Here is a 21,835-nt window from a genome sequence, read left to right as displayed (position 1 = left end):
TTAGTAAGTCAACCTTAGAGTGTAGTTGGTATTTCCATCATCATAATAAGGTTTCACTAAAGTAAAGTAAGTACCTGCTCCCAGTGTTCTGTTAATAGTAGCAGCACTATAACTAAAGCCTGAACTGTAATAGTCTATATCTGGGCTATCAAAAACACCATTATTATTTGTGTCTTGAAACAGGTAGACATCAACACCCTCAGTTAATCCATTAATTGTGACATTTACATTGCTAGTATTACCCAAAGTGAAGCGATAGTAGTCGTGGGAGTCAGCAATACCAACAAAATCTGTGAAACTTTGACCAGAACTAATCCCAAGAGCAGTGGCTAGTGTATTACCAGGGTCTCTTGGTGTTGTCACACTGCTAGGAGTCGTTGTTAATCTTAGAGTGTAATTGGTATTGCCATCACTATAGTAAGGTTTCACTAAGAGTAAGTAACTACCTGCGCCGAGTGTTTTGTTGAGAGTAGCAGCACTATAACTAAAGCCTGAACTGTAGTAGTCCATATCTGGGCTATCAAAAACACCATTATTGTTTGTGTCTTGAAATAGATAGACATAGACACCTTCACTCAACCCATTAACTGTGACATTCACATTATTGGTACTACCAAGAGTGAAACGATAGTAGTCTTGGGAGTCAGCAATGCCAACAAAATCTGTGAAGCTTTGACCAGAACTAATCCCAAGAGCAGTGGCTAGTGTATTACCAGGGTCTCTTGGTGTTGTCACACTGCTAGGAGTCGTTGTCAATCTTAGAGTGTAATTGGTATTGCCATCACTATAGTAAGGTTTCACTAAGAGGAAGTAACTACCTGCGCCGAGTGTTTTGTTGAGAGTAGCCGCACTATAACTAAAGCCTGAACTGTAGTAGTCCATATCTGGGCTATCAAAAACACCATTATTGTTCGTGTCTCGAAATAGATAGACATAGACACCTTCACTTAACCCATTAACTGTGACGTTTACATTATTAGTACTACCAAGAGTGAAACGATAGTAGTCTTGGGAGTCAGCAATGCCAACAAAATCTGTGAAGCTTTGACCAGGGCTAATACCCAAAGCAGTGGCTAGTGTGTTACCAGGGTCTCTTGGTGTGGTTACCGTAGAGGGAGTTGTAGTTAGTCTCAGAGTGTAATTAGTATTGCCATCGTTATAATAAGGTTTCACTAAGAGGAAGTAACTACCTGCGCCAAGTGTTTTGTTGAGAGTAGCAGCACTATAACTAAAGCCTGAACTGTAATAGTCTATATCTGGGTTATCAAAAACACCATTATTGTTGGTGTCTTGAAATAGATATACATAGATACCCTGAGTCACTTCATTGACAGTAATATTTACTGTACTTGTGTAAGCTAATTGAAATTGATAGAAGTCATTAGTATCATTAATGCCGACAAAATTTCTATAGACATTACTGTGTACACTTCTAGGAAAACTTAGATTGAAAGCACTCGCAAGAGTATTACCAGGGTCACTATTTAAAGTGATGGGAGTATTACCTATGCGTCCTTCACGATATCCGTAAGTATTGAAGTGCTGGAATGCTTGTAGATGATTAAATCCTAACCTTACTAGGTCAGTATTAGCATTCAAATAATACTTAACGCTGAAAACTTGTGCTGATGTTCTTCCTTCGCTTAATCCATGTCTTTGGAAATGTTGAAATAGCTGTAAATTACTCAGCCTTGCAGCCATTAAATCAGAATTGGCACTGCGGTAATGATTAGTATCATAAGCAATAGAAAATTTAGTACCATCAGTAATACCATAACTTGCTAAATGTTGTAACGCACCGATTCTGTTAGTTTCAGAAACAGCCGTTATGTTTGAACTCATTCCTATATACAAATTCAGATCAACGAAGGGGGAAAATTTCCGACCCTCATTGATGCCATAGAGTCTCATGTGTTGCAATGATGAAACTCTATTACCACCGTAGAAATTCTTAATATCAGTATTATTGTCTAAGTAATAGTTGATATCGACAAAAGGAGAAAATTTTCGACCTTCAGAAACTCCGTGATTTCTAAGATGTTGTAAACTTTGTTCCCGATCACCTCGATAAGCTTGGTTGATATCAGGATTTATGGATAAGTAAAAATCTACATCCACAAAAGGAGAAAACTTGCGTCCTTCAGCAACTCCATAGTTTTGTAAGTGTTCAAGTAATTGCTGATTTCTGGTTAATCCTCCTGTTTCTAGGTCTATGTTGCTTGCACGATAGAAATTTAAATCTACAAAGACGGAAAAAGCTCTGCCTTCATTTAAACCAGATGCTTGAAAATGGGAAAGAAGTTGATTGTCAGTTGTCAAACCTACACTTGCCAAATCTGGATTAGCTTGGCGATAAAAGTTTACGTCAAAGAAATTTACTGCCATAATCACCCTGAATTTTCAAAAAATAATCGGACTATTGACAGTTTACTTTTGGCTTGATGTATTTTTTCTTAGTAAGAATACTGGTTTTATATAAATATTGTATTTATAAAGCAAACACAAAGTAACGTCATGATTTAAAATTACATAAGATTGCCATAAATAGATTTCAAAAATTATTCGGATTTCAGAAAAATATTCATTTGCTAAAGATAAGTCGGGAAATATTCAGGTTAATATCTACTTTTTATAAACTTGCTCATATTCAGGGATTTTTTTCAGGAGATGACAAAAGCCTCGATATTGGTATGATGACTTGTAGCTAGTGGCAAATCTTGAAAACATACTTTGCTGAGGCTAGTATTTGAAAAAACATACCGAATACTGAAATTTTTTCTGCCAATACCAATCAGTAAAATCAACACTCGTGAAACTTATATCCACTGAAATTTCTGATGTTTATCTTATTGAACCGCAAGTCTTTACTGACTCACGCGGCTTTTTCTTTGAATCGTACAATCAGCAAAAGTTTACAGACGAACTGGGTATTACTGCTGACTTTGTTCAAGACAACCATTCTGCGTCCCAAAAAAACGTTCTACGTGGACTGCACTATCAAATCATTCAACCCCAAGGTAAACTAGTCCGCGTTGTCGTCGGTACTATCTTTGACGTAGCTGTAGACATTAGAAAAAGTTCCCCGACCTTTGGACAATGGATAGGTTACGAACTTAGTGCCGAGAACAAACGCCAATTGTGGATACCAGCAGGCTTTGCTCATGGTTTTCTCGTAATTTCCCAAGTTGCCGAGGTTATTTACAAAACTACAGATTACTATGCGCCTGGAGGCGATCGCACTATTCTATGGAATGATCCAGATTTAGCTATAGATTGGCCGATAAAGGAGCCACCAATTTTATCAGCTAAAGATACTAACGGTCAGCCATTGAAAAGCGCACAAATATATGAATGAATCAATCTTACTGCTGGGTAGCAATGGTCAAGTAGGTCAAGAACTCCAACAAATCCTTGCGCCCAAGCACAAAATCATTGCACTTGCACGCCCTGAAATAGACTTGACTCAACCCGATAGTCTGCGTCAAATCATCAGAGAAATCCAACCACAGATAATCATTAACGCCGCCGCTTACACTGCTGTAGACAAAGCCGAAACCGAATCAGAACTAGCCACAATCGTTAATGCTACAGCACCCCAAATTATTGCTGAAGAAAGCCAAAAACTCGGCTCATTCTTAATTCACATTTCCACAGATTACGTTTTTGACGGTCAGCAAAGTCACCCATACCAAGAAAGTGATACCACTAACCCCTTAAGTATTTATGGTAAAACCAAACTAGCGGGAGAAATAGCAATTCAGCAAATCCATTCTCAGCACATCATCCTCCGCACAGCTTGGGTTTATGGAACCTATGGTAAAAATAACTTTGTCAAAACCATGCTGCGACTGGGTGCAGAACGCCTAGAAATGCGTGTAGTCGCAGACCAAATCGGTACTCCGACTTGGGCGCAAGACATTGCTGACGTAATAGCTCAGATGATACCCCAGTTAAGACCAGAGATTGCTGGCACTTACCATTACACCAACAGTGGTGTTACTAGTTGGTATGACTTTGCTGTTGCTATTTTTGAAGAGTCCCAACAGCTAGGCTTTCCCCTCACAGTTCAACACGTTATCCCCATTACCACCACACAATATCTCACCTTAGCCACCCGCCCAGCTTATACTGTTCTTGCTTGTGCGAAAATATCACAAGTTCTCGGAACTTATCCCCCCCATTGGCGACAAAGACTGAGGCTAATGCTCAAAGACTGGCTGTCTAATTCTTCCCTAAAATGAAAGCATTGATTCTTTCCGGTGGTAAAGGTACACGTCTACGTCCACTCACCTACACAGGTGCAAAACAACTTGTACCAGTGGCAAATAAACCTATTCTGTGGTATGGCATTGAAGAAATGGTCGCGGCTGGCGTGACTGATATTGGTATCATTATCAGCCCAGAAACAGGGGCAGAAGTACAAAGTAAAACCGGAGATGGCAAACTTTTTGGTGCTAACATCACCTATATTTTACAAGACCAGCCAGCCGGATTGGCTCATGCCGTCACCGTCGCCCGTCCCTTTTTACAAGATTCGCCTTTTGTTATGTATTTAGGTGATAACCTAATTCAACAAGGTGACTTAAGTAACTTTTTAGAAAAATTTATTCAACAACAACCAGATGCGTTAATTCTCTTACGTGAAGTTGTAAATCCTACCGCTTTTGGTGTGGCTAAAGTAGATGATATGGGGCGGGTATTACAATTGATTGAAAAACCCAAAGTCCCACCATCAAATCTAGCCTTGGTGGGTGTTTATTTCTTTTCTCCTGTTATCCATGATGCTATTTCTCGTATCCAGCCATCACAGCGAGGCGAGTTAGAAATTACCGATGCGATTCAATGTTTAATTGATGAGCAAAAACAAGTTTTAGCCTGCAATCTCTATGGTTGGTGGTTAGACACCGGGAAAAAAGATGATTTACTAGAAGCTAACCGTCTAATTCTTGATACCTATTTAAAAACATCTAATTTAGGCGAAATTGATGCTAAGAGTCAGATTATTGGAAGAGTGCAAATTGGTACTAATTCTCAGATTATCAATTGTACGATTCGTGGCCCAGTGATTATTGGCAACGATTGTTATCTAGAAAATTGCTTCATTGGCCCTTATAGTAGCATTGCTAATAATGCAACCCTCATTGATACTGATTTAGAACACAGTGTAATTTTAGAAGGTGCTAAAATTGCCGGAATTGATCAAAGAATCATTGATAGTGTAATTGGGCAACGCGCACAATTGACAATTGCCCCCCGTCGTCCAAAAGCTTTACGTTTTTTGATTGGTGATGATTGTCAAATTGAACTGATATAAATTGCCATCAAACTGATATTTAAAATTTGGCTTATCTTTGATAATTATGATTAATTAAAAAATGAAATATTAGTCATAAGATATAGTTTTTGATGTACAAAAAATATATTTTTATATTTAATAGGTTGACAATTTTAAAAAAAACGAAAGTTACCACTAATGATAACAAATAATCAGTCAACTATTTTAGTATCCATTATTTTAGTTAACTACAATGGCGCTGATGTTTTGCCAGATTGCTTATATTCAATAGAAAAATTTATTCCAAAAGATGATTGTGAAGTTATTTTAGTAGATAATAACTCTCAAGATAATAGTCTTGATTTTGTTAGCCAAAATTTTCCTGATATCACAATCATCAAATTGCAAAAAAACTGTGGTTTTGGAGCAGGAAATAATGCTGGTGCAAAAGTAGCTAGGGGTAAGTTTTTATTTTTATTAAATACTGATACAGTACTTACAAGTAATATTTTTCCACCTATTATTGATTTAATAGAAAATAGTTTAAATGTAGGAATTATTGGAACTAAATTGCTTTTTCCCGATAAAAGCTTTCAAATTTCTTTCGCATACAAAGTTGGCATTAAAGGTGAGTATAAGACGAGTAGACTATATAAATCAATTCAAGAGAAATCTCAATTAATTCGCTTAGAAACAAATTTTCAGGAAAATAAAGAAGTCGATTTTGTTACGGGAGCAGCTTTTTTTATCCGCACAGATTTATTTAAATCATTAGGTGGTTTCGACGAAAAATTTTTTATGTATTTTGAAGATTCAGACTTATGTCAACGGGTGCAGAATCAGGGCTACAAAATCTTATATACACCCAATGTATCTTTAATTCATATCAGAGGACATTCTATGAAAAAAAACACTAATGCAATGGCTGTGGAATATAGACGTAGTCAACTTTATTTTTATCAAAAACACCGTCCTTTGTGGGAAAGATTGGTTTTAAAATTTTATCTTTTCATTAAGTTTGTATATGAATTTGCAAAAACAAGAAATTCTTATAGTCTAGAAATTTTGAAATTATTGATTACATAGGCATAAAGATTCAAGTTTTATAATCATGAGTTTATTTTTGAAAATAGTGCTATGTTTTTTACCAGCTAAGTTAATTAATTTTATATTGTGTAATAAGTGAGTAGACACAATTAAATATAAAATAATGTTTTGTTTGTAGTGAGCAATTTATTGCTTTCTTACTAGATTTTAAAGGGCTATTCGCATAGCGTTCCCGTAGGGTAGCCCTTACTAAGAACTTTTATTTTATTAAGATTTTCTACTTATAATTTGATTAATTCTTGTCGATTTACTTATCTTTGTATCAACAGTTGTCGATACATGAAATAATTAATCGTAATTTTTATGGAAATAAAAAATAACTGAGCTATGTCTTTACTGGTAAACTTATCTTTTGCTCCTTCAAAGCCTACAGGCTGGTTGACTTATAGTTTGAATTTATTGCCACAGATTCAATCTTTAGATGTTAATGTTCTTAGCCCAAATAAAATTAACAACATAAAAGTTTATCAATCTCCAAGTAATATTACAACAGAATTTGGTATTAGAGGGCATTTTAACAGATTGATGTGGGTTCAATTTAAATTACCTAATTTATATCGACAGTTAAAATCACAGTTATTATTTTCCCCTATTCCTGAGATTCCTTTATTTTCTCAATGTCGTAGTATTCTTACTATCCATGATTTAATTCCTTTAAGATTTCCGCAAGAATTTTCTGCGGCACAAATTTTATATTGTCGTCATTATATACCTGCTGTTATTAAGCAATCAGAACACATTATTTGTGATTCGTTAAGTACTGCTAATGATATTAGGAATTTTCTAGGGATTTCCAAAGATAAAATAACTGTAATTCCCTTAGCTATTGACAAGAAAAATTTTCGTTTTTTAGATTTGCCGAGAAAGAATTATTTCTTGTATTATGGACGGCATAATTTTTATAAAAATTTAAATCGACTAATTACAGCTTTTGCTGCGTTACCAAATCAGGATTATGAACTATGGTTAGCAGGGCCGAGTGATGCACGTTATACACCAAGTTTGCAAGTACAAATTGCGGAGTTAGGGATAAGTAATCGAGTGAAGTTCCTAGACTATGTTCCTTATAGTGAATTACCTATCATTATTAATCAAGCGATCGCTCTTGTCTTCCCCAGTCTCTGGGAGGGTTTTGGTCTTCCTGTCTTAGAAGCAATGGCTTGCGGTACTCCTGTAATCAGCTCTAACCTATCATCCTTACCTGAAGTGGCTGGCGATGCAGCTATCCTCATCAATCCTTATAACACCGCAGAAATCACCGACGCCATGCAGATGGTAGCTACTGATGTAGAATTGCGATCGCAACTTTCCATCAAAGGTATCGCTAGAGCAAATCAGTTTAGTTGGGAAAAAACAGGACAAGCCACAGTGCAAGTCTTATCCCGTTATCTATAAATGTCAACGTACAGAAATCTGGAAAAATATTCAATTCGTAATTCATAATTATGAATTACGAATTACGAATTACGAATTATTAGGGAACACCAAAAAATAAATTATTCCAAATTGACGGTTAGTAGGGTGCGTCAGTATGAATAATTTCTTAGTACAGCTAAGTTTTCTCGCACTGACGCACCCTACCTACTTGGATATTTTTTTATCTGGAAGTCCCTTAAGGTGTTCCCACTGCCCCAGAGTAGATTAAACCCCGTTGCAAATCCATAGTCAGAATTGCCCCATCACGAATTACTTGAGTCGCTTTCTTTACACCCACAATCACCGGCACACCAAGGCGTAAACCAATGACGGCTGCATGACTAGTAAGACTTTCATCCTCAGTAATAATCCCACCGGCTTTGCGAATAGCATCTACATAATCAGCGCCGGTATGAGAAGCAACCAAAATATCGCCGGGATTAAAATTACTGGTATCCATACCTGTATGAGCTACCCTAGCACGACCACTAATTGAACCTTGTCCCAGTCCAATACCTTGGCCGAGTATAGCTGTTACCACTTCAACCTTAATTAAGTCTGTCGAACCGGAAACCCCTTGGAGTGTTCCAGCTGTCATCACCACCAAATCACCCTCAAACAGTAAACTATGTTCCTGAGCCACATTAATGGCGGCTTGGAAAGTTTGACCGGCGGAAGGTAACTCTAGGACTAGTAAAGGCTTAACTCCCCAAACCATCTGTAGTTGTCGCGCTACATTAACGTGGGGTGTCACTGCCAAAATTGGCGTGTGGGGACGAAATTTAGAGACGTTGCGAGCTGTCGCCCCTGTTTGGGTTAAGGTCATAATTGCTGCTGCTCCTAACTGTTCAGCAATTTGACCTACAGCTTGGCTAATGGCGTTGGGAATAGAACGGCGATTATCTCGCAGTTGCCGTAATTTGGCACTATTATCTTCTTCTTGTTCAATGCGTTCAGCAATGCGTGCCATTGTTGCCACTGCTTCTACTGGGTAGCTACCTACAGCAGTTTCATTGGAAAGCATCACCGCATCTGTACCATCTAAAATCGCATTAGCTACGTCTGACACTTCCGCGCGAGTGGGACGGGGGTTACTCACCATGCTGTCTAACATTTGGGTAGCAGTGATGATGGGAATTCCCAAGCGGTTGGCTGTAGCAATTAACCGTTTTTGCAGTACAGGAACATCTTCGGCTGGTAATTCTACCCCTAAGTCGCCTCTAGCAACCATTACACCATCACATAAGGCGAGAACAGCTTCCATTTGTTCAATCGCTTCATGCTTTTCAATCTTGGCAACTACTGGGACTTGCTTACCTGTGCTGGAAATCAGCTCTTTGATTTCGATAATGTCCTGTGGGTTACGGACAAAAGATAATGCTACCCAGTCTACACCCTGGTCTAGACCGAACATTAGATCCTCGCGGTCTTTGTCGGTCATGGCTTTAATTGAAAGGTAAACTCCAGGGAAGTTTACGCCTTTGTTGTTGGATAACTTACCTGCAACGGTGACACAACAATTTAAGTCACCTTTCTCGCGGTTGATATCCTCCACCACCATTTCTACACGGCCATCATCGAGGAGGATTTTTGCCCCAACAGGGACTTCATCTGCCAAATAATCGTAGGTAACGCAGCTAATTTCTTGGCAACCCACAACGGGGCGATTTGTCAAGGTGAAGCGATCGCCTTTAGCTAAAACTATAGACCCGTTTTCAAACTTTCCCAAGCGAATTTTTGGCCCTTGCAAGTCTTGGAGAATTGCCACTGGCTGATTTAGTTCAAAAGCGGTTTGCCGAATCAGGCGGATACTACGCTGATGGTCGGCATGAGAGCCGTGGGAGAAGTTGAGCCGCAGCGTTGTTGCACCCGCTTCAATAATTGCCTTTAGCATTTCTGGGCTGCTAGTGGCGGGGCCAATTGTGGCGACAATTTTTGTCCGGCGTACAGAATCTCTTAGTTGCATAGGGGCTGATTCTAGGGAGCTATTTAGTGAGTCATAGTAAGTTGAGGGGCGTTTGATTTGCAGTCACTGCTATATCAGTGACTCAAACGTCACCAGAGGTAGCAGAACTGTGGCACAGAGTAGATATCGTACACCAATCTGTGTTCCATCCTCCCTCAAACAGAGATTTTTACATCAAGATTATTCATTATGCGGATAGCACACCCTAATCAGCAAAGACTGGAGTCCTGACTGGAATCATAGCGTTATTCATCTACTAATCGGTAAGGAAGTAGATAAATCTTGCTATACAAAAGCTTATAAAACTTTATTATTCACTAATCTTTGTCGTATATTCGTAGTGATTTGATCAAAAAGGAGATAGTAATGCTCACATTGGAGGCACAGCAGACACTGAAAATCCCACCAAAGGAATTTTTAGCGCCTCCTGGTGATTTTAATCCCACGATGCTGTTATTCCTTTCATCTGTGGCGATGTTGGTGTTGTCAAACTTTGGTTACTGGCTTTGGCAATGGCCACATTGGCTGTGCTTTGCCATTAACACCTTGGCTTTGCATTGTGCTGGGACAGTAATTCATGATGCTTGTCATCAATCTGCCCACCGCAATCGCCTAATTAATGCCATGTTAGGTCATGGTAGCGCCTTGATATTGGCTTTTGCCTTTCCTGTGTTCACGCGGGTGCATTTGCAGCACCACGCCCATGTAAACCACCCCAAAGATGACCCAGATCATTACGTCTCTACAGGCGGGCCACTGTGGTTAATTGCGGTAAGGTTTTTGTATCACGAAGTATTTTTCTTTCAACGTAAGTTGTGGCGGAAGAATGAACTACTGGAATGGTTTATCAGTCGCTTAATTGTGGTGACAATTGTTTATATTTCTGTTCAGTACCATTTCTTGGGTTACATTCTCAATTTTTGGTTCATCCCGGCGTTTATTGTGGGTATAGCTTTAGGGTTATTTTTTGATTATCTACCTCATCGTCCTTTTGCGGAACGCGATCGCTGGAAAAATGCCCGCGTCTACCCAGGAAAATTGCTCAACATCTTGATTATGGGGCAGAATTACCACCTAATTCATCATTTATGGCCTTCTATTCCCTGGTATAACTATCAGCCTGCATATTATGTAATGAAGCCACTGTTAGATGAGAAAGGCTGTTATCAAACTTCAGGATTGTTGCAGAAAAAAGACTTTTTTGAGTTTGTTTATGACATCTTCTTAGGGATTAGATTTCATCGCTACGAAGAAGAAAAAGTTCCCAGCAAAAATATAGAGGCATAGCGATCGCTACATTTTATGCTCACCTCTGCCTATCTCCAACTCAGCCACGTTCTGCAAACATTGGCTGAGATTCCAGCAGATGAAATTCAAAAGTTAACCCGGACTTTTTACCCACTAACACTAATCGCTGGAAACTTTTTCATTCAGGCGGGTGATATTCCCTGTCAAATTGGATTTGTTGTTTCTGGTCTCTTACGTCTCTACTACGTAAATCCAACAGGTACAGACTTAACAAAATCATTTTGCCCAGAAAACCATTTTGTAGCTGCCTACAGTGCTTTGATTTTAAAAAGTACTGCCCAATTTTCTATTGAAGCTTTAGAAGACTCATTATTATTAGTCGCCGACTATAGCCAGTTCACCCAATTATGTGCAGAACATCCATGCTGGCAGACAATTAATCATAAATTTGTTGAGGCATTGTTTATCAAAAAAGAAAAACGCGAGGCAGAGTTACTTATAGATGATGCCACGACCAGATATCAAAAGTTTTTGGCGGAATATCCCAATTTAGATAAAAGAATAAAGCAATATCACATTGCTTCTTATCTAGGGATTTCACCTGTGTCTCTCAGCCGAATTCGGAAAAATTTTCAGCCTGATTAACATAGGTTAATGACTTCACCAGCGCTCCAGATTACATCTAAAGAAGATGTTCTGAAATGCGCGTACTGAACTGGCAATGGTGAAGACAACATTACATCCGGCTAATAGAAAGAAATCCACAATCTCAACCAAGGGCAACACAGTTTTAATTACTGGAGGTGCATCGGGAATCGGCTTGGCACTGGCGCAAAAATTTCTGCAAGCGCAAAATACAGTAATTATTACTGGACGCAATGCAGATAAATTAGCTGAAGTAAAGAGATTATGGCCTGAGATTATCACTGAAGTTGCTGATTTAAGAGATTTGAATGCTCTGCAACAGCTAGTCAATCGTTACCCAAATGTGAATATTCTAATTAACAATGCAGGCATTCAATACAACTATGAATTTGTGAATCCAGAGATAGCAATAGAGTTAATTGAGACAGAATTACATACCAATTTGATTGCGCCATTGCAATTGATTAAACTGATGTTGCCCCATCTCCAGAAAAAGCCTGCTGCGGCTATTATCAATGTTTCCTCCGGCTTGGGATTAGTTCCTAAAGAAACTGCGCCTGTCTACTGCGCCAGTAAAGCTGGTCTACATATTGCTACCAAAGCCTTGCGGTGGCAACTGGAAATTACATCTATTAAAGTGTTTGAAATTATTGCGCCTTTAGTTGATACACCCATGACTCAAGGTCGGGGTAAGGGAAAAATATCACCTAAAGCTCTAGTGGATGAATTTTGGCATGATTTTACACGCGATGGCTACGCCTGCCGCAGGCATCGCTACGAAATGCGAATCGGTAAAACTAAACTGCTGTTTTTCCTCCAGCGCTGGTTTCCCCAAATAGCTGAGAAAATTCTTCGACCTGGAATTTAGCTAAATCAGGCAGCAGCCCGTTTTTCCAATAACCGAGTTAAAATTTTGACTCTACTACTGACTGTGAAGCTTGTAGCGCCTGGGGAAAACTCCAGTCAGGACGTAATTTTTTAGCTTCGCGCAAATAAATGTGATGAACTGGAACGGAGGTAGGTAAATAGGCGTGAATTAAGAAGCGGATGCAGCGCTGTAAACTACCTTCAACGTGCATTTGCTGCACATCTAACATAGCTACATTATCCCAACCCGGTCGGGGTCTGGCGATCGCTGCTGGAAAAATCCGATCTAAATCCCGCGTCACCGAAAACGTCACACTAATCATGTCTTGTGGCTGGAGTTGATTTCGCCTTTCCAGTTCGTCTAGCAGTTCACTCACCGCTTCTCGAATTGCTTCCACGGTATTTTCTGAAACGGTTGTTGCTCCACGAATTGCACGCAATCGCCACTCCACGCCAAAGTCCTCCTTAATTAGTTCAGTTGTTAGTTGTCAGTTGTCAGTTGTCAGTTGTCACTTCTTACTTTTACCACTGACCAATGACTACTGACTATTGACAATTTAAGGTCTATATAACCACAGTGGTAAACCACTGGTTGACATTTCAAATTCTAGCCAGTCCATACTTGCACTCAGTCTTGAGTAACCCTTACGGTTTCCTGGTAAAACTCGACTTAATAAAGGCTTCCGTTCTTCTAGGGTATAGCAAGGTGTCTTCTCAGGATCAAGACCAACTAATTCTGCTGTCCAGCGACGGGCTTCTTCTTCTGTTCCTAATCGGTCTACAATTCCTAAGTCTAGAGCTTGCTGTCCAGTAAAAATCCGCCCATCAGCAAAACTTTTCACTTTTTCTACCGCTAAAGACCTTCCTTCTGCTACTGTTTGGACAAACTGCTGATAACTTGTGTCAATCAACTCCTGTAATATTTCTTGTTCTGGTTCGGTGAGTTCTCGGTCAAATGCCAAGATGTCTTTGTAAGGGCCGGACTTAATCACTTTGAAGGAAACGCCAACTTTATCTAACAAGCGTTCTAAGTTGTTCCCCCGCAGAATTACACCAATGCTACCTGTAATAGTTCCAGGATTAGCCATGATGTGTTCAGCGCCCATACCGATGTAGACACCGCCAGAAGCAGAGATATTCCCAAAACTCGCAACTATTTTGATTTTTTCTCGTAAACGCTTCAAGGCGCTGTAGATTTCTTGAGAATCACCGACTGTACCGCCAGGGCTGTCAATGCGTAGTAGTAATGCAGGAAACTTTCTTTCTTCAATAGTTTTTAAAGCTTCCAGAACCCGTTTGCGAGTTGCACCAGCGATCGCACCTGTAATCTCAATGCGAGCAATTTGTTTACGAAACCTTGACTTAAAAGGCCAAACCATGAGCAAATAAAAACCTCGTAATAATCTAAATATAAATTGTCTAGTGGTCAGATGTCTTAACTCTGCTCTATGAAAAAAAGAGTAACCATGAAAATATTCGGAATTTTCAGAAATTTTTTAGGTTTTATCTGACAAAAATTTCACTATCTGTAGTTTCGGTAGGCAATATCCACCAAAACCATAATAGGGTGAGCATTACCCACCCTACTTATATTTCAAGGATCAACTATGAATTCTCTATAAACTTAATGAATAGTAATCTAGTATTATAAATATTTATTCAATTTAAAATCTACAATATTTTTCAGACGTGAAAGTAATAGTGAAATTTACCTTCATCACCCTTTGAGACATAACCATTGCTTTTTGATGAATTAGGAATCCAACCTTAAAATTTGATATCGGTAGTAAACGTAAGTATCAAATAGCGCCCCAACAAAACTGCAAGTCAGACCAATCACTAAAACTCCCTGTAAAGCAGAACCGCTACCAAAAATTATCAGGAAGTTAAATATGCCATTAGCAATTACCTCAGTTAAGCCTTGCAAAAGGGGAACATAGCCACCTAAAGATAAAGACAACAGAACACCACCGATTAAGCATAGGGGAGCGACAAAGCTAAAAATAATCGTTAGCACTAGGGAACGGAGAAAATTGGTAAAAATATTCATTTCAGACAAGCTCCAAGACTAAAATGAACCATAGCCGAACAGCTATGTGTCCTCTTCCTACAATACGTGCGATCGCTCCCCAATAGACAAGTTGTCAAAAATCTTAAGTTTTCATTAAATTAAGGAGTTACTTGTTACACAAGTGGCTAAAACTCTAAAAAAGATAAAAATCTCGAAAAGCCTTGTCAAATAAAGCTCATATTTCAAAGTATCGCCGCATAACTACGTTTAACGTGTTTATGCAAAGCTATATTTCCTGAGAAAATCGTTAAGTAAAATTAATATTTCCAGAGAGACAAGGAGACAATAGAGCAGAAAGCGGAGGAAAATCACTAATGACTATTGTCAGAACACGAACAACCTCATAGAGCTGCTTCTCGTAAAAGTATAATCCCATCCATACTTAAGTAATGATCATTGACTATTGACCATTGACCATTGACTATTGACTAATGATTAATGACTAATGACTAATGACCATATCCAAATCCAGCTTAGGAACATGGAGTCAGCGATTGCTGGCGGCGATTTTTCTGGGTGGACAAGCCATAGTTCACCTACTGAAGGGTAAAATCCACTGGCGCAACACTACAGAACAAATGGCAGCAGTAGGGCCAGATTCTTTATTTATTGCCCTATTAACAGCAGTTTTTGTAGGTGCAGTATTTACTATTCAGGTAGCACGGGAGTTTATTAATTTTGGCGCGGGGAATCTCGTCGGCGGAGTATTAGCAGTAGCATTGACACGGGAACTATCACCAGTATTGACAGCCGTCATATTAGCGGGACGTGTCGGTTCTGCTTTTGCCGCAGAAATCGGCACAATGCGGGTAACAGAACAAATCGATGCCATGTTGATGTTAAAAACCGACCCAATTGACTATTTAGTTATTCCCCGTCTGCTGGCTTGTTTTCTGATGCTACCAATTTTAACCCTCTTATCTTTAGTTACAGGGATGTTAGGGGGATTAATCATTGCCACAAATATGTATGGAATCTCCGACACAGTATTTTTAGATTCTGCCCGTAACCTGCTGGGTATCTGGGATATTTTTAGCACCATGATTAAGGCCTGCTGCTTTGGAGTGCTAATTGCCATCATTGGTTGTAGTTGGGGTTTGACAACCACCGGCGGAGCTAAAGGAGTAGGACAATCAACCACAACTGCCGTTGTTACAGCCCTACTAATTATCTTTATTAGCAACTTTTTCTTGTCTTGGGTAATGTTTCAAGGAACTGGTGGTGCATTGCCGCAAGGAATATAGGACTAGGGAGCAGAGACGCAGGGGAGAATAACTTGTGACTATTGACTATTAACTAAGAGTTCAAACCCATAACTCCTAAAATAAGAGAAGTGTCTACTCAAGTAGGATGGGAAACTGTGACCAGTTCAATTGCGCCTAACTCCGCAGCAACTGTGGAACTTAAACCTAGTTACAATATCCCTGTAGTTTTAGTGATTGCGGCTATTCCACTACTGTTTTTACAACCTTGGGTGGGAATTGTGTTTGCATTTTTGGGATTATTTCTTTTATTTCAAACAGTCAGCTTACGTGTGCAATTTACCGCCACTGACTTTGACCTTTACAGAGGTGATAAACTTCTTCGCCGCTTTCCCTACCAAGAATGGCAAAACTGGCGAATTTTTTGGGATAGAGTTCCTATATTGTTCTACTTCAAAGAAATTAACAGCATTCATTTTTTGCCAATTTTATTTGACCCCAAAACCCTCAAAGCTTGCTTAGAAGAGCGCTGTCCGCGTATTTAAAGAGAAATGAGGAGCAGGGGAGAGGATTTTTTACTCAGCACTCAGCCCTTCTCAATTTCGAGTTAGACTGAGAACTTAGAAATTTTCGGACAGTTCAACTGTATATCTTTGAAAGCTATATTATTCGCATCTTAGGAATTGCACTATAGTTTATGAACCCTGACGAATCTCAAACTCCAGAACCGATTGATGAGTGGTTGGAGCAAATACAACCAGAAAACCCTCAGCTGGAAAATCCAGAAAATTTATCTGAAGAGTCAGTTCTGGAAAACGAAGGGCAAACTCCATCGCTTGAGTCACAATCAGACTACACCAATCTTGAGCAACCCTTCTCTAATGAAGAATTGACAGATTCTACAGACAATGTGACGCTAGAATCAACAGCTGATTTAGAAACAGACACTACAACTCTGGGTTCAGAAGTAGAATCAGAATCACCAAATAATTCAGTATACACACAAGCAGAACAACGCATTATAGAACTGCAACGCACCGAAGCAGCACTCAACGAAGAAATAGCTAACCTACAAGCTTCATACAAAACTCTTCAAGGACAACTCAGCGAAACTCAAACCGCACTGGGAAGAATTGTGCAAGAGTCGCTAGCACAACTAGAACAACGCAAACAAACACTGCAAATTTCCGTAGAACAGCTAGAACGCCGTCAAGAACGTATCCGCAATGAGATGCGGACTACTTTTGCGGGTACGTCTCAAGACTTGGCAATTCGGGTACAAGGCTTTAAAGACTATCTGGCAGGTAGTTTACAAGATTTGGCAGCCGCAGCCGAACAACTGCAATTAGTCCCAGCCGTCATCGAAAGAGAAAGACCACCAGCCAAAGAAGCTAAACCCGCCGAACCCCAAGCAGGTACACCCCAATTTGCTCAACAGCAGTTTCAAGACACAACCAAGCAAGTTCGCCGCCTAATTGACCAATATCGTAATAAACCAGATTATTACGGACCTGCTTGGCAATTGCGCCGCACCTTTGAACCAGTCCACGCCGAACGAGTTGCAAATTGGTTTTTTAACCAAGGGGGAAGGGGGGCTTTACGGACAATGGGTAGCCGTTTGCAGAATATTTTGATTGCTTCGGCGGCAATTTCGATATTACATAAATTATATGGCGATCGCGTCCGCACCCTAGTTTTAGCTAATACACCAGAACGTCTAGGTGAATGGCGGCGGGGTTTACAAGACTGTCTTGGCATAGGTCGCCCAGATTTTGGCCCAGATAGAGGCGTTGTCTTATTTGAAGCACCAGAAGCTCTAGCACAAAAAGCAGACCGTCTAGTAAAAGCAAATCAGCTACCTTTGATTCTCATTGATGATTCTGAAGAGCAAATTAGTCTGGCATTACTACAATTTCCTCTATGGTTAGCCTTTGCTCCTGACCCCAAAGCCATGAAAAATTTTGACGATGACTTTTAATTGAATCATCAGTCATGAGTCATTAGTGAGATCGCAGAACAATTGCGATCTCACAATAAGAATTAGTCGCGTCTAAACAAACCAAATATAGGGCTTAGTATGACGCCAAACACAAAACCGCCAATGTGCGCCCAATAGGCAACTCCCCCTGTTTGTACACTCATGTTGGCGGCTGCTTGTAGGCTGAGAAGACCAGATATCACATTTTGAACAAAGAAAATTCCAATAATCACTAGTGCCGGAACACTGATTGTGGTCACAAAGAACCCCAAGAAAACTAAAGTAGTCACCCTAGCTTGAGGAAAACGAATCAGGTACGCACCAAGAACTCCAGAAATTGCGCCACTAGCCCCTAAAGAAGGAATAGTGGAATACATTCCAATGAACCACTGACACAAAGCGGCTAAAGCACCACAAGTCAAATAAAAAATTAAATATTTGAAATGTCCCAGGCGTTCTTCAATATTGTTGCCAAAAACCCAAAGAAAAACCATATTCGATATCAAGTGCCACCAACCGCCGTGTAAAAATTGTGATGTAAATAAAGTTGGCCATTCACTAGCTAAGTTGGTGGTTAACTCTTGAGGTACTAAAGCATACTGGCCAAAAAACTGATTTAACTCTGCATTAGACAGACTCACTTCGTGAAGAAAAACTAAAACGTTCATCCCAATTATCCCGTAAGTGAAATACGGGGTGATTCGCGTCGGATTTTCGTCGTAGAGGGGAAACACTGGTGTTTTTCCTAATCATTGATAACTGCAATATAGCTTGAATGTTTAGCAGTTGTTTAGTTTAGGTAATTAGGCTTATACAACCAACAGGACTACAGGAAATCTAAAATAGAGAAACCATAGTAGAGATGACAGGATTTGATTCTGTCTTTTGCGGCTTTTGGTTTGAGATTAAATTATTTGTTGCACGTCTCATATTTTTAATCTGAGTTAATATGACTTCATCTCGTTGTTGCCAAACTGAAAATATTTTTTGTCTCTCATCATGAAATGTCTCTGGATCAATTAGATAAGTTTCATTAACTCTTTTCAACTTCAATCCCAACAAATTCAGTAGACGACTGAGAACCTTGATTGATGTAATTTTCTCTTGACATCTAATAAAATCAATACCCAGAACCCTTTTGATATGTTTACTATGTTGAAACACTATATCTTTTAACCAGATCAAATCAGGGTCATTTTCAGTAAATTCTCGTTCTAATACGATAAATTCCGTCATTCCTAAGGCTCTCATTGCCTCAACTTTTAAAGTATAAGTTTTTAAATCTGGCAAAAAAACTTTACCATTTCCCCAAGATAATTGTTGATGCCATTCTTGTTGATCTCTGATTTGAAAGTATTCGCTTTCATGGGTGAGGTAGTAATGGATTAACAATTGAGTGTAATATTCTTGATCATCCCGCAACTTCAGCAAGGGAGTTACTAAAATACCGTATCTTTGTCGAAGATTGTATTTTTGAATTTGATTACGTTCCTCATCAGTCAGAGAATGCTTAGACGAAAGATGCTCGTATTCTAAATAATCAATATCTCTAGCGGTTGCTACATTATTTGCTGCTGCTATTTGATTTTGCTGCTTAATTTTTTTTATTTGGCGCTTAATTTCTTTACCTTTTTGCCGCTTTTCTCCCCAATCTTTTTGAACTTTGACAATTTCTAGAACTAATCTTTGACGTTCTCTTAAATCACTGGGGTCAGTTGCTAAGAATGCCAATCTTAAATCTCGAACAATATTATTGTGGATGGCGTTACTCCGCACCCAAATTTGATGTCCATCAGCAGTTAAGCCATCTTCCATCGATTGGCGATAGAGACGAATGGAAGCATTGACTCTCGCAGACAATTTAGCCCAAGTCCGTAAATGAATAGGGTCATAAACTAAGGGTAAGTCTACATCTATTTTATGTAAAGGACTCAGTAAAGCTAAGTTTTCTTTTTGATTTTCCTGATACCAATCAGACAGTAAACGATAATTTGTACTACCACTACCAATTAAGCCAATTCCCCGTTTAGCACACCAGACAATTCTCGGTACATTATCCCTCACTCTAGCTAGTGCTTGTCTTGCTTCTGAGTCAGGAATTACTCCTTGAAAAATGCCATACACTCGGTCAAAATGTTGCACATCAATACTAATACCTGTACCTAAACTAGGAGTAACGAATACGGTACTATATTCGGTAATTTTTTGGTTAATATCTGCCACAAAATCGACTGCTGCATGACCGGGAGTATTAGTTGTATGACTATTAATTACTAGCGTTTTTGGAAACTGATATCGCAATTTTTCTAAGCGTTCTTTGAGGTAACGTTCAATTGTTTCGCAGCTATAACGTCCAGAACGGCTATCAGTAGTTACATAACATTTACGTCCTGCTAGTAAATCTAATTCTAATTGCTGAATTAAGGGAATCGGGTTAGGGGAATCATAAAAAGTTACTTCCCAACCTCGTTGTGGCTTCCATTGATTCACTACTATCCAAGGTGTTAATTTACAGCCTGATAAACTTTGTAAATATTCTAAGGAGACATCTGATAAGTCTGCATCTTGGGCAATTACTAAGCCACCTGTGGATAAAACTAAGGAGATTAATTGCTGAAATATTTTTAAGATTTTGACGCGCTTATGTTTGCAAGTATTACTATTTAGTAGATGCCATAAAGACTGCTCAACTTCATCTAAAATGATGATTGCTCCTCGCCAGTCTTCAGGACGTAGTTTCCAGATAGAATCAACACATAAACCTAAAGATTGGGTATTTATTGTTCTTATCCAATCGCTATTTTTAGTTAAGGGTTGTGCTTGATTAAATCCCCATTTAATTCCAATTTTTTCACATAAAAAACGCCCTAGCTGAATCCTGTGGGTAATTAATAATACAGGTCTATTTATACTTTTTGCTTGACGAACAACAGCTTGTAATGATGTAGTTTTACCTGTACCTTTTGCTGATTTGACACCAACTAATCCAGAGGTGGGAAAATCTATTTCTCCCAAATATGGACGATTAACTGTAAGAGTAGGTGAAATTGTTAATTGAGTATGAGGTTTGATTTGAGCTAAATAAATTTCTAAATCTACACTCTGGCGATAAATTTTTTCAAAAATAGTTGCGCCTTTTGCAACTATTAACTCATCTACGCCCTTTTCTAACCCTGGAAGTTCTATAACTTTTACAGGGCATTTTTTAGCTTGGAATAAACAACCAAGTTGGGCAATAGCATTACTAACAGCAGCTATTGTTTTTGCTTGAGTTTCATAATCAAAACATATATAAAAAATGCGCTTTGTCAATGCAAATACCGCCAAATCAGGAATTAGCTGGCGACTGATGACTTTGCCAAACTTATCTTTCACAACTCTGTAGCCACTGGTAATCCCAGGAATAGCGATCGCTGCATATCCTTGAGATAATAATGTTGCGGCTTTCTTGGCTCCTTCGCAAATGATGACGGGTATGTTGCGTTCCATCACCCATTGCCAAAAGCCTTTCACTTCACCTTGGGAATTAATGGTGATATCTTCGGGTATGGGGAAATTGTAACGCTGGGAGACTTGTTGCCATATCCCCAATGTCACCCGCAGGCAGAATATGCGCGTTGCTGTGCTGGGTGGATGTTCATATTTTATCGACTTGCCATTTTGATTTGTTCGCGGTTGGTTTGGCTTAAAGCATCCCCATTCCATAGCTTGCCAATTGCTCAGAGGATCTAACCCAGAACACCACCAACCACCAGCCGTAACATGGCTATAACGTTGTAACCATCCACTTTTTACCATACCAGTGTTGGTACGGGGTAGGTGTTCGGAAATTAATAGATGCTCATAGGCAGTGACGCCTTGGAGAGACCTAAAATTAAGTTGTGCTAAGTGTAATTCTATACCACTACCCTTGACTAGTTCTTCCAGGTGTTGTGGGTGTAAATCTAGCAGACGCATGGGAAAAACCGCGAACGGAATGAGGATGAATTTAAAACTTAGCACGCCTTGACTAGTTTGTTATGGAAGAAAATATTATAAATACGGAATATTTTTATTACAT

18 protein-coding genes are annotated in these 21,835 nt (G+C 39.2%); 11 read left to right on the top strand and 7 right to left on the bottom strand.

Annotated elements, in window-relative coordinates; genetic code table 11:
- Nucleotides 1-2,385 carry a hypothetical protein gene (locus tag H6G18_RS18370; RefSeq protein ID WP_190408543.1) on the bottom strand — a complete coding sequence of 795 codons (2,385 nt, stop codon included), beginning with the start codon at nucleotides 2,383-2,385 and terminating at the stop codon, nucleotides 1-3.
- 424 nt (nucleotides 2,386-2,809) lie between these two features.
- On the opposite strand from H6G18_RS18370, the gene rfbC reads away from it, so the two are divergent.
- The 5 genes from rfbC to H6G18_RS18345 all read left to right on the top strand — a co-directional run bounded on the left by rfbC (nucleotide 2,810) and on the right by H6G18_RS18345 (nucleotide 7,777).
- Nucleotides 2,810-3,355, top strand: coding sequence for a dTDP-4-dehydrorhamnose 3,5-epimerase (gene rfbC, locus H6G18_RS18365; protein WP_190408542.1), 546 nt, complete (start codon nucleotides 2,810-2,812; stop codon nucleotides 3,353-3,355).
- Nucleotides 3,348-4,241 carry a dTDP-4-dehydrorhamnose reductase gene (gene rfbD, locus H6G18_RS18360; protein ID WP_190408541.1) on the top strand — a complete coding sequence of 298 codons (894 nt, stop codon included), beginning with the start codon at nucleotides 3,348-3,350 and terminating at the stop codon, nucleotides 4,239-4,241. The genes rfbC and rfbD overlap by 8 nt, the downstream gene beginning before the upstream one ends.
- Nucleotides 4,238-5,314: a glucose-1-phosphate thymidylyltransferase gene (locus H6G18_RS18355; protein WP_190408540.1), complete on the top strand. Its 1,077-nt coding sequence runs from the start codon at nucleotides 4,238-4,240 to the stop codon at nucleotides 5,312-5,314. The genes rfbD and H6G18_RS18355 overlap by 4 nt, the downstream gene beginning before the upstream one ends.
- A 159-nt stretch (nucleotides 5,315-5,473) precedes the next feature.
- Nucleotides 5,474-6,361 (top strand): glycosyltransferase family 2 protein, encoded by an 888-nt coding sequence (locus tag H6G18_RS18350; RefSeq protein ID WP_190408539.1) that lies wholly within the window; start codon nucleotides 5,474-5,476, stop codon nucleotides 6,359-6,361.
- 348 nt (nucleotides 6,362-6,709) lie between these two features.
- The gene (locus H6G18_RS18345; RefSeq protein ID WP_190408538.1) at nucleotides 6,710-7,777 is read left to right on the top strand and encodes a glycosyltransferase family 4 protein; all 1,068 of its coding nucleotides are present in this window, start codon (nucleotides 6,710-6,712) and stop codon (nucleotides 7,775-7,777) included.
- Nucleotides 7,778-7,994: 217 nt separating this feature from the next.
- Here the strand turns inward: H6G18_RS18345 and pyk are convergent, their stop codons facing one another.
- A complete protein-coding gene (gene pyk / locus H6G18_RS18340) occupies nucleotides 7,995-9,764 on the bottom strand; it encodes a pyruvate kinase (RefSeq protein WP_190408537.1) in 1,770 nt (589 codons plus the stop codon).
- 366 nt (nucleotides 9,765-10,130) lie between these two features.
- Between pyk and crtR the strand changes: the two genes are divergently transcribed.
- From crtR to H6G18_RS18325, 3 genes are all read left to right on the top strand, one after another.
- Entirely contained in the window at nucleotides 10,131-11,051 is a 921-nt protein-coding gene (gene crtR / locus H6G18_RS18335) for a beta-carotene hydroxylase (protein WP_190408536.1), read from the top strand.
- A gap of 15 nt (nucleotides 11,052-11,066) precedes the next feature.
- A complete protein-coding gene (locus tag H6G18_RS18330; protein ID WP_190408535.1) occupies nucleotides 11,067-11,657 on the top strand; it encodes a Crp/Fnr family transcriptional regulator in 591 nt (196 codons plus the stop codon).
- Nucleotides 11,658-11,733: 76 nt separating this feature from the next.
- Entirely contained in the window at nucleotides 11,734-12,525 is a 792-nt protein-coding gene (locus tag H6G18_RS18325; RefSeq protein ID WP_190408534.1) for an SDR family oxidoreductase, read from the top strand.
- Between the two features lie 37 nt (nucleotides 12,526-12,562).
- Here H6G18_RS18325 and aroH read toward each other — a convergent pair whose 3' ends face one another.
- The 3 genes from aroH to H6G18_RS18310 all read right to left on the bottom strand — a co-directional run bounded on the left by aroH (nucleotide 12,563) and on the right by H6G18_RS18310 (nucleotide 14,574).
- Nucleotides 12,563-12,976 (bottom strand): chorismate mutase, encoded by a 414-nt coding sequence (aroH, locus tag H6G18_RS18320; protein ID WP_190408533.1) that lies wholly within the window; start codon nucleotides 12,974-12,976, stop codon nucleotides 12,563-12,565.
- A gap of 105 nt (nucleotides 12,977-13,081) precedes the next feature.
- Nucleotides 13,082-13,903, bottom strand: coding sequence for a signal peptide peptidase SppA (sppA, locus tag H6G18_RS18315; RefSeq protein WP_190408532.1), 822 nt, complete (start codon nucleotides 13,901-13,903; stop codon nucleotides 13,082-13,084).
- 374 nt (nucleotides 13,904-14,277) lie between these two features.
- Complete coding sequence (locus H6G18_RS18310; RefSeq protein ID WP_190408531.1) at nucleotides 14,278-14,574, bottom strand: hypothetical protein; 297 nt, start codon at nucleotides 14,572-14,574, stop codon at nucleotides 14,278-14,280.
- Nucleotides 14,575-15,047: 473 nt separating this feature from the next.
- Here H6G18_RS18310 and H6G18_RS18305 point away from each other — a divergent pair, with 473 nt between their 5' ends.
- The 3 genes from H6G18_RS18305 to H6G18_RS18295 all read left to right on the top strand — a co-directional run bounded on the left by H6G18_RS18305 (nucleotide 15,048) and on the right by H6G18_RS18295 (nucleotide 17,775).
- A complete protein-coding gene (locus H6G18_RS18305) occupies nucleotides 15,048-15,839 on the top strand; it encodes an MlaE family lipid ABC transporter permease subunit (protein WP_190408530.1) in 792 nt (263 codons plus the stop codon).
- A 116-nt stretch (nucleotides 15,840-15,955) separates the two neighbouring features.
- On the top strand, nucleotides 15,956-16,342 hold the full coding sequence (locus H6G18_RS18300; RefSeq protein WP_390825339.1) for a DUF3119 family protein: 387 nt from the start codon (nucleotides 15,956-15,958) through the stop codon (nucleotides 16,340-16,342).
- Nucleotides 16,343-16,494: 152 nt separating this feature from the next.
- Nucleotides 16,495-17,775: a DUF3086 domain-containing protein gene (locus H6G18_RS18295; RefSeq protein ID WP_190408528.1), complete on the top strand. Its 1,281-nt coding sequence runs from the start codon at nucleotides 16,495-16,497 to the stop codon at nucleotides 17,773-17,775.
- Between the two features lie 62 nt (nucleotides 17,776-17,837).
- Here the strand turns inward: H6G18_RS18295 and H6G18_RS18290 are convergent, their stop codons facing one another.
- Nucleotides 17,838-18,509, bottom strand: a complete 672-nt coding sequence (locus H6G18_RS18290; protein WP_190408527.1) for a rhomboid family intramembrane serine protease — start codon at nucleotides 18,507-18,509, stop codon at nucleotides 17,838-17,840.
- A gap of 103 nt (nucleotides 18,510-18,612) precedes the next feature.
- Nucleotides 18,613-21,732, bottom strand: coding sequence for a plasmid replication protein, CyRepA1 family (locus H6G18_RS18285; RefSeq protein WP_190408526.1), 3,120 nt, complete (start codon nucleotides 21,730-21,732; stop codon nucleotides 18,613-18,615).
- Between the last annotated feature and the right edge of the window lie 103 nt (nucleotides 21,733-21,835).

It is taken from the genome of Anabaena subtropica FACHB-260, assembly GCF_014697105.1.
Taxonomy (GTDB): domain Bacteria; phylum Cyanobacteriota; class Cyanobacteriia; order Cyanobacteriales; family Nostocaceae; genus Trichormus; species Trichormus subtropicus.
Note: the sequence above shows the minus strand (reverse complement) of the source record. Positions and strands in the feature narration are given on the sequence as shown.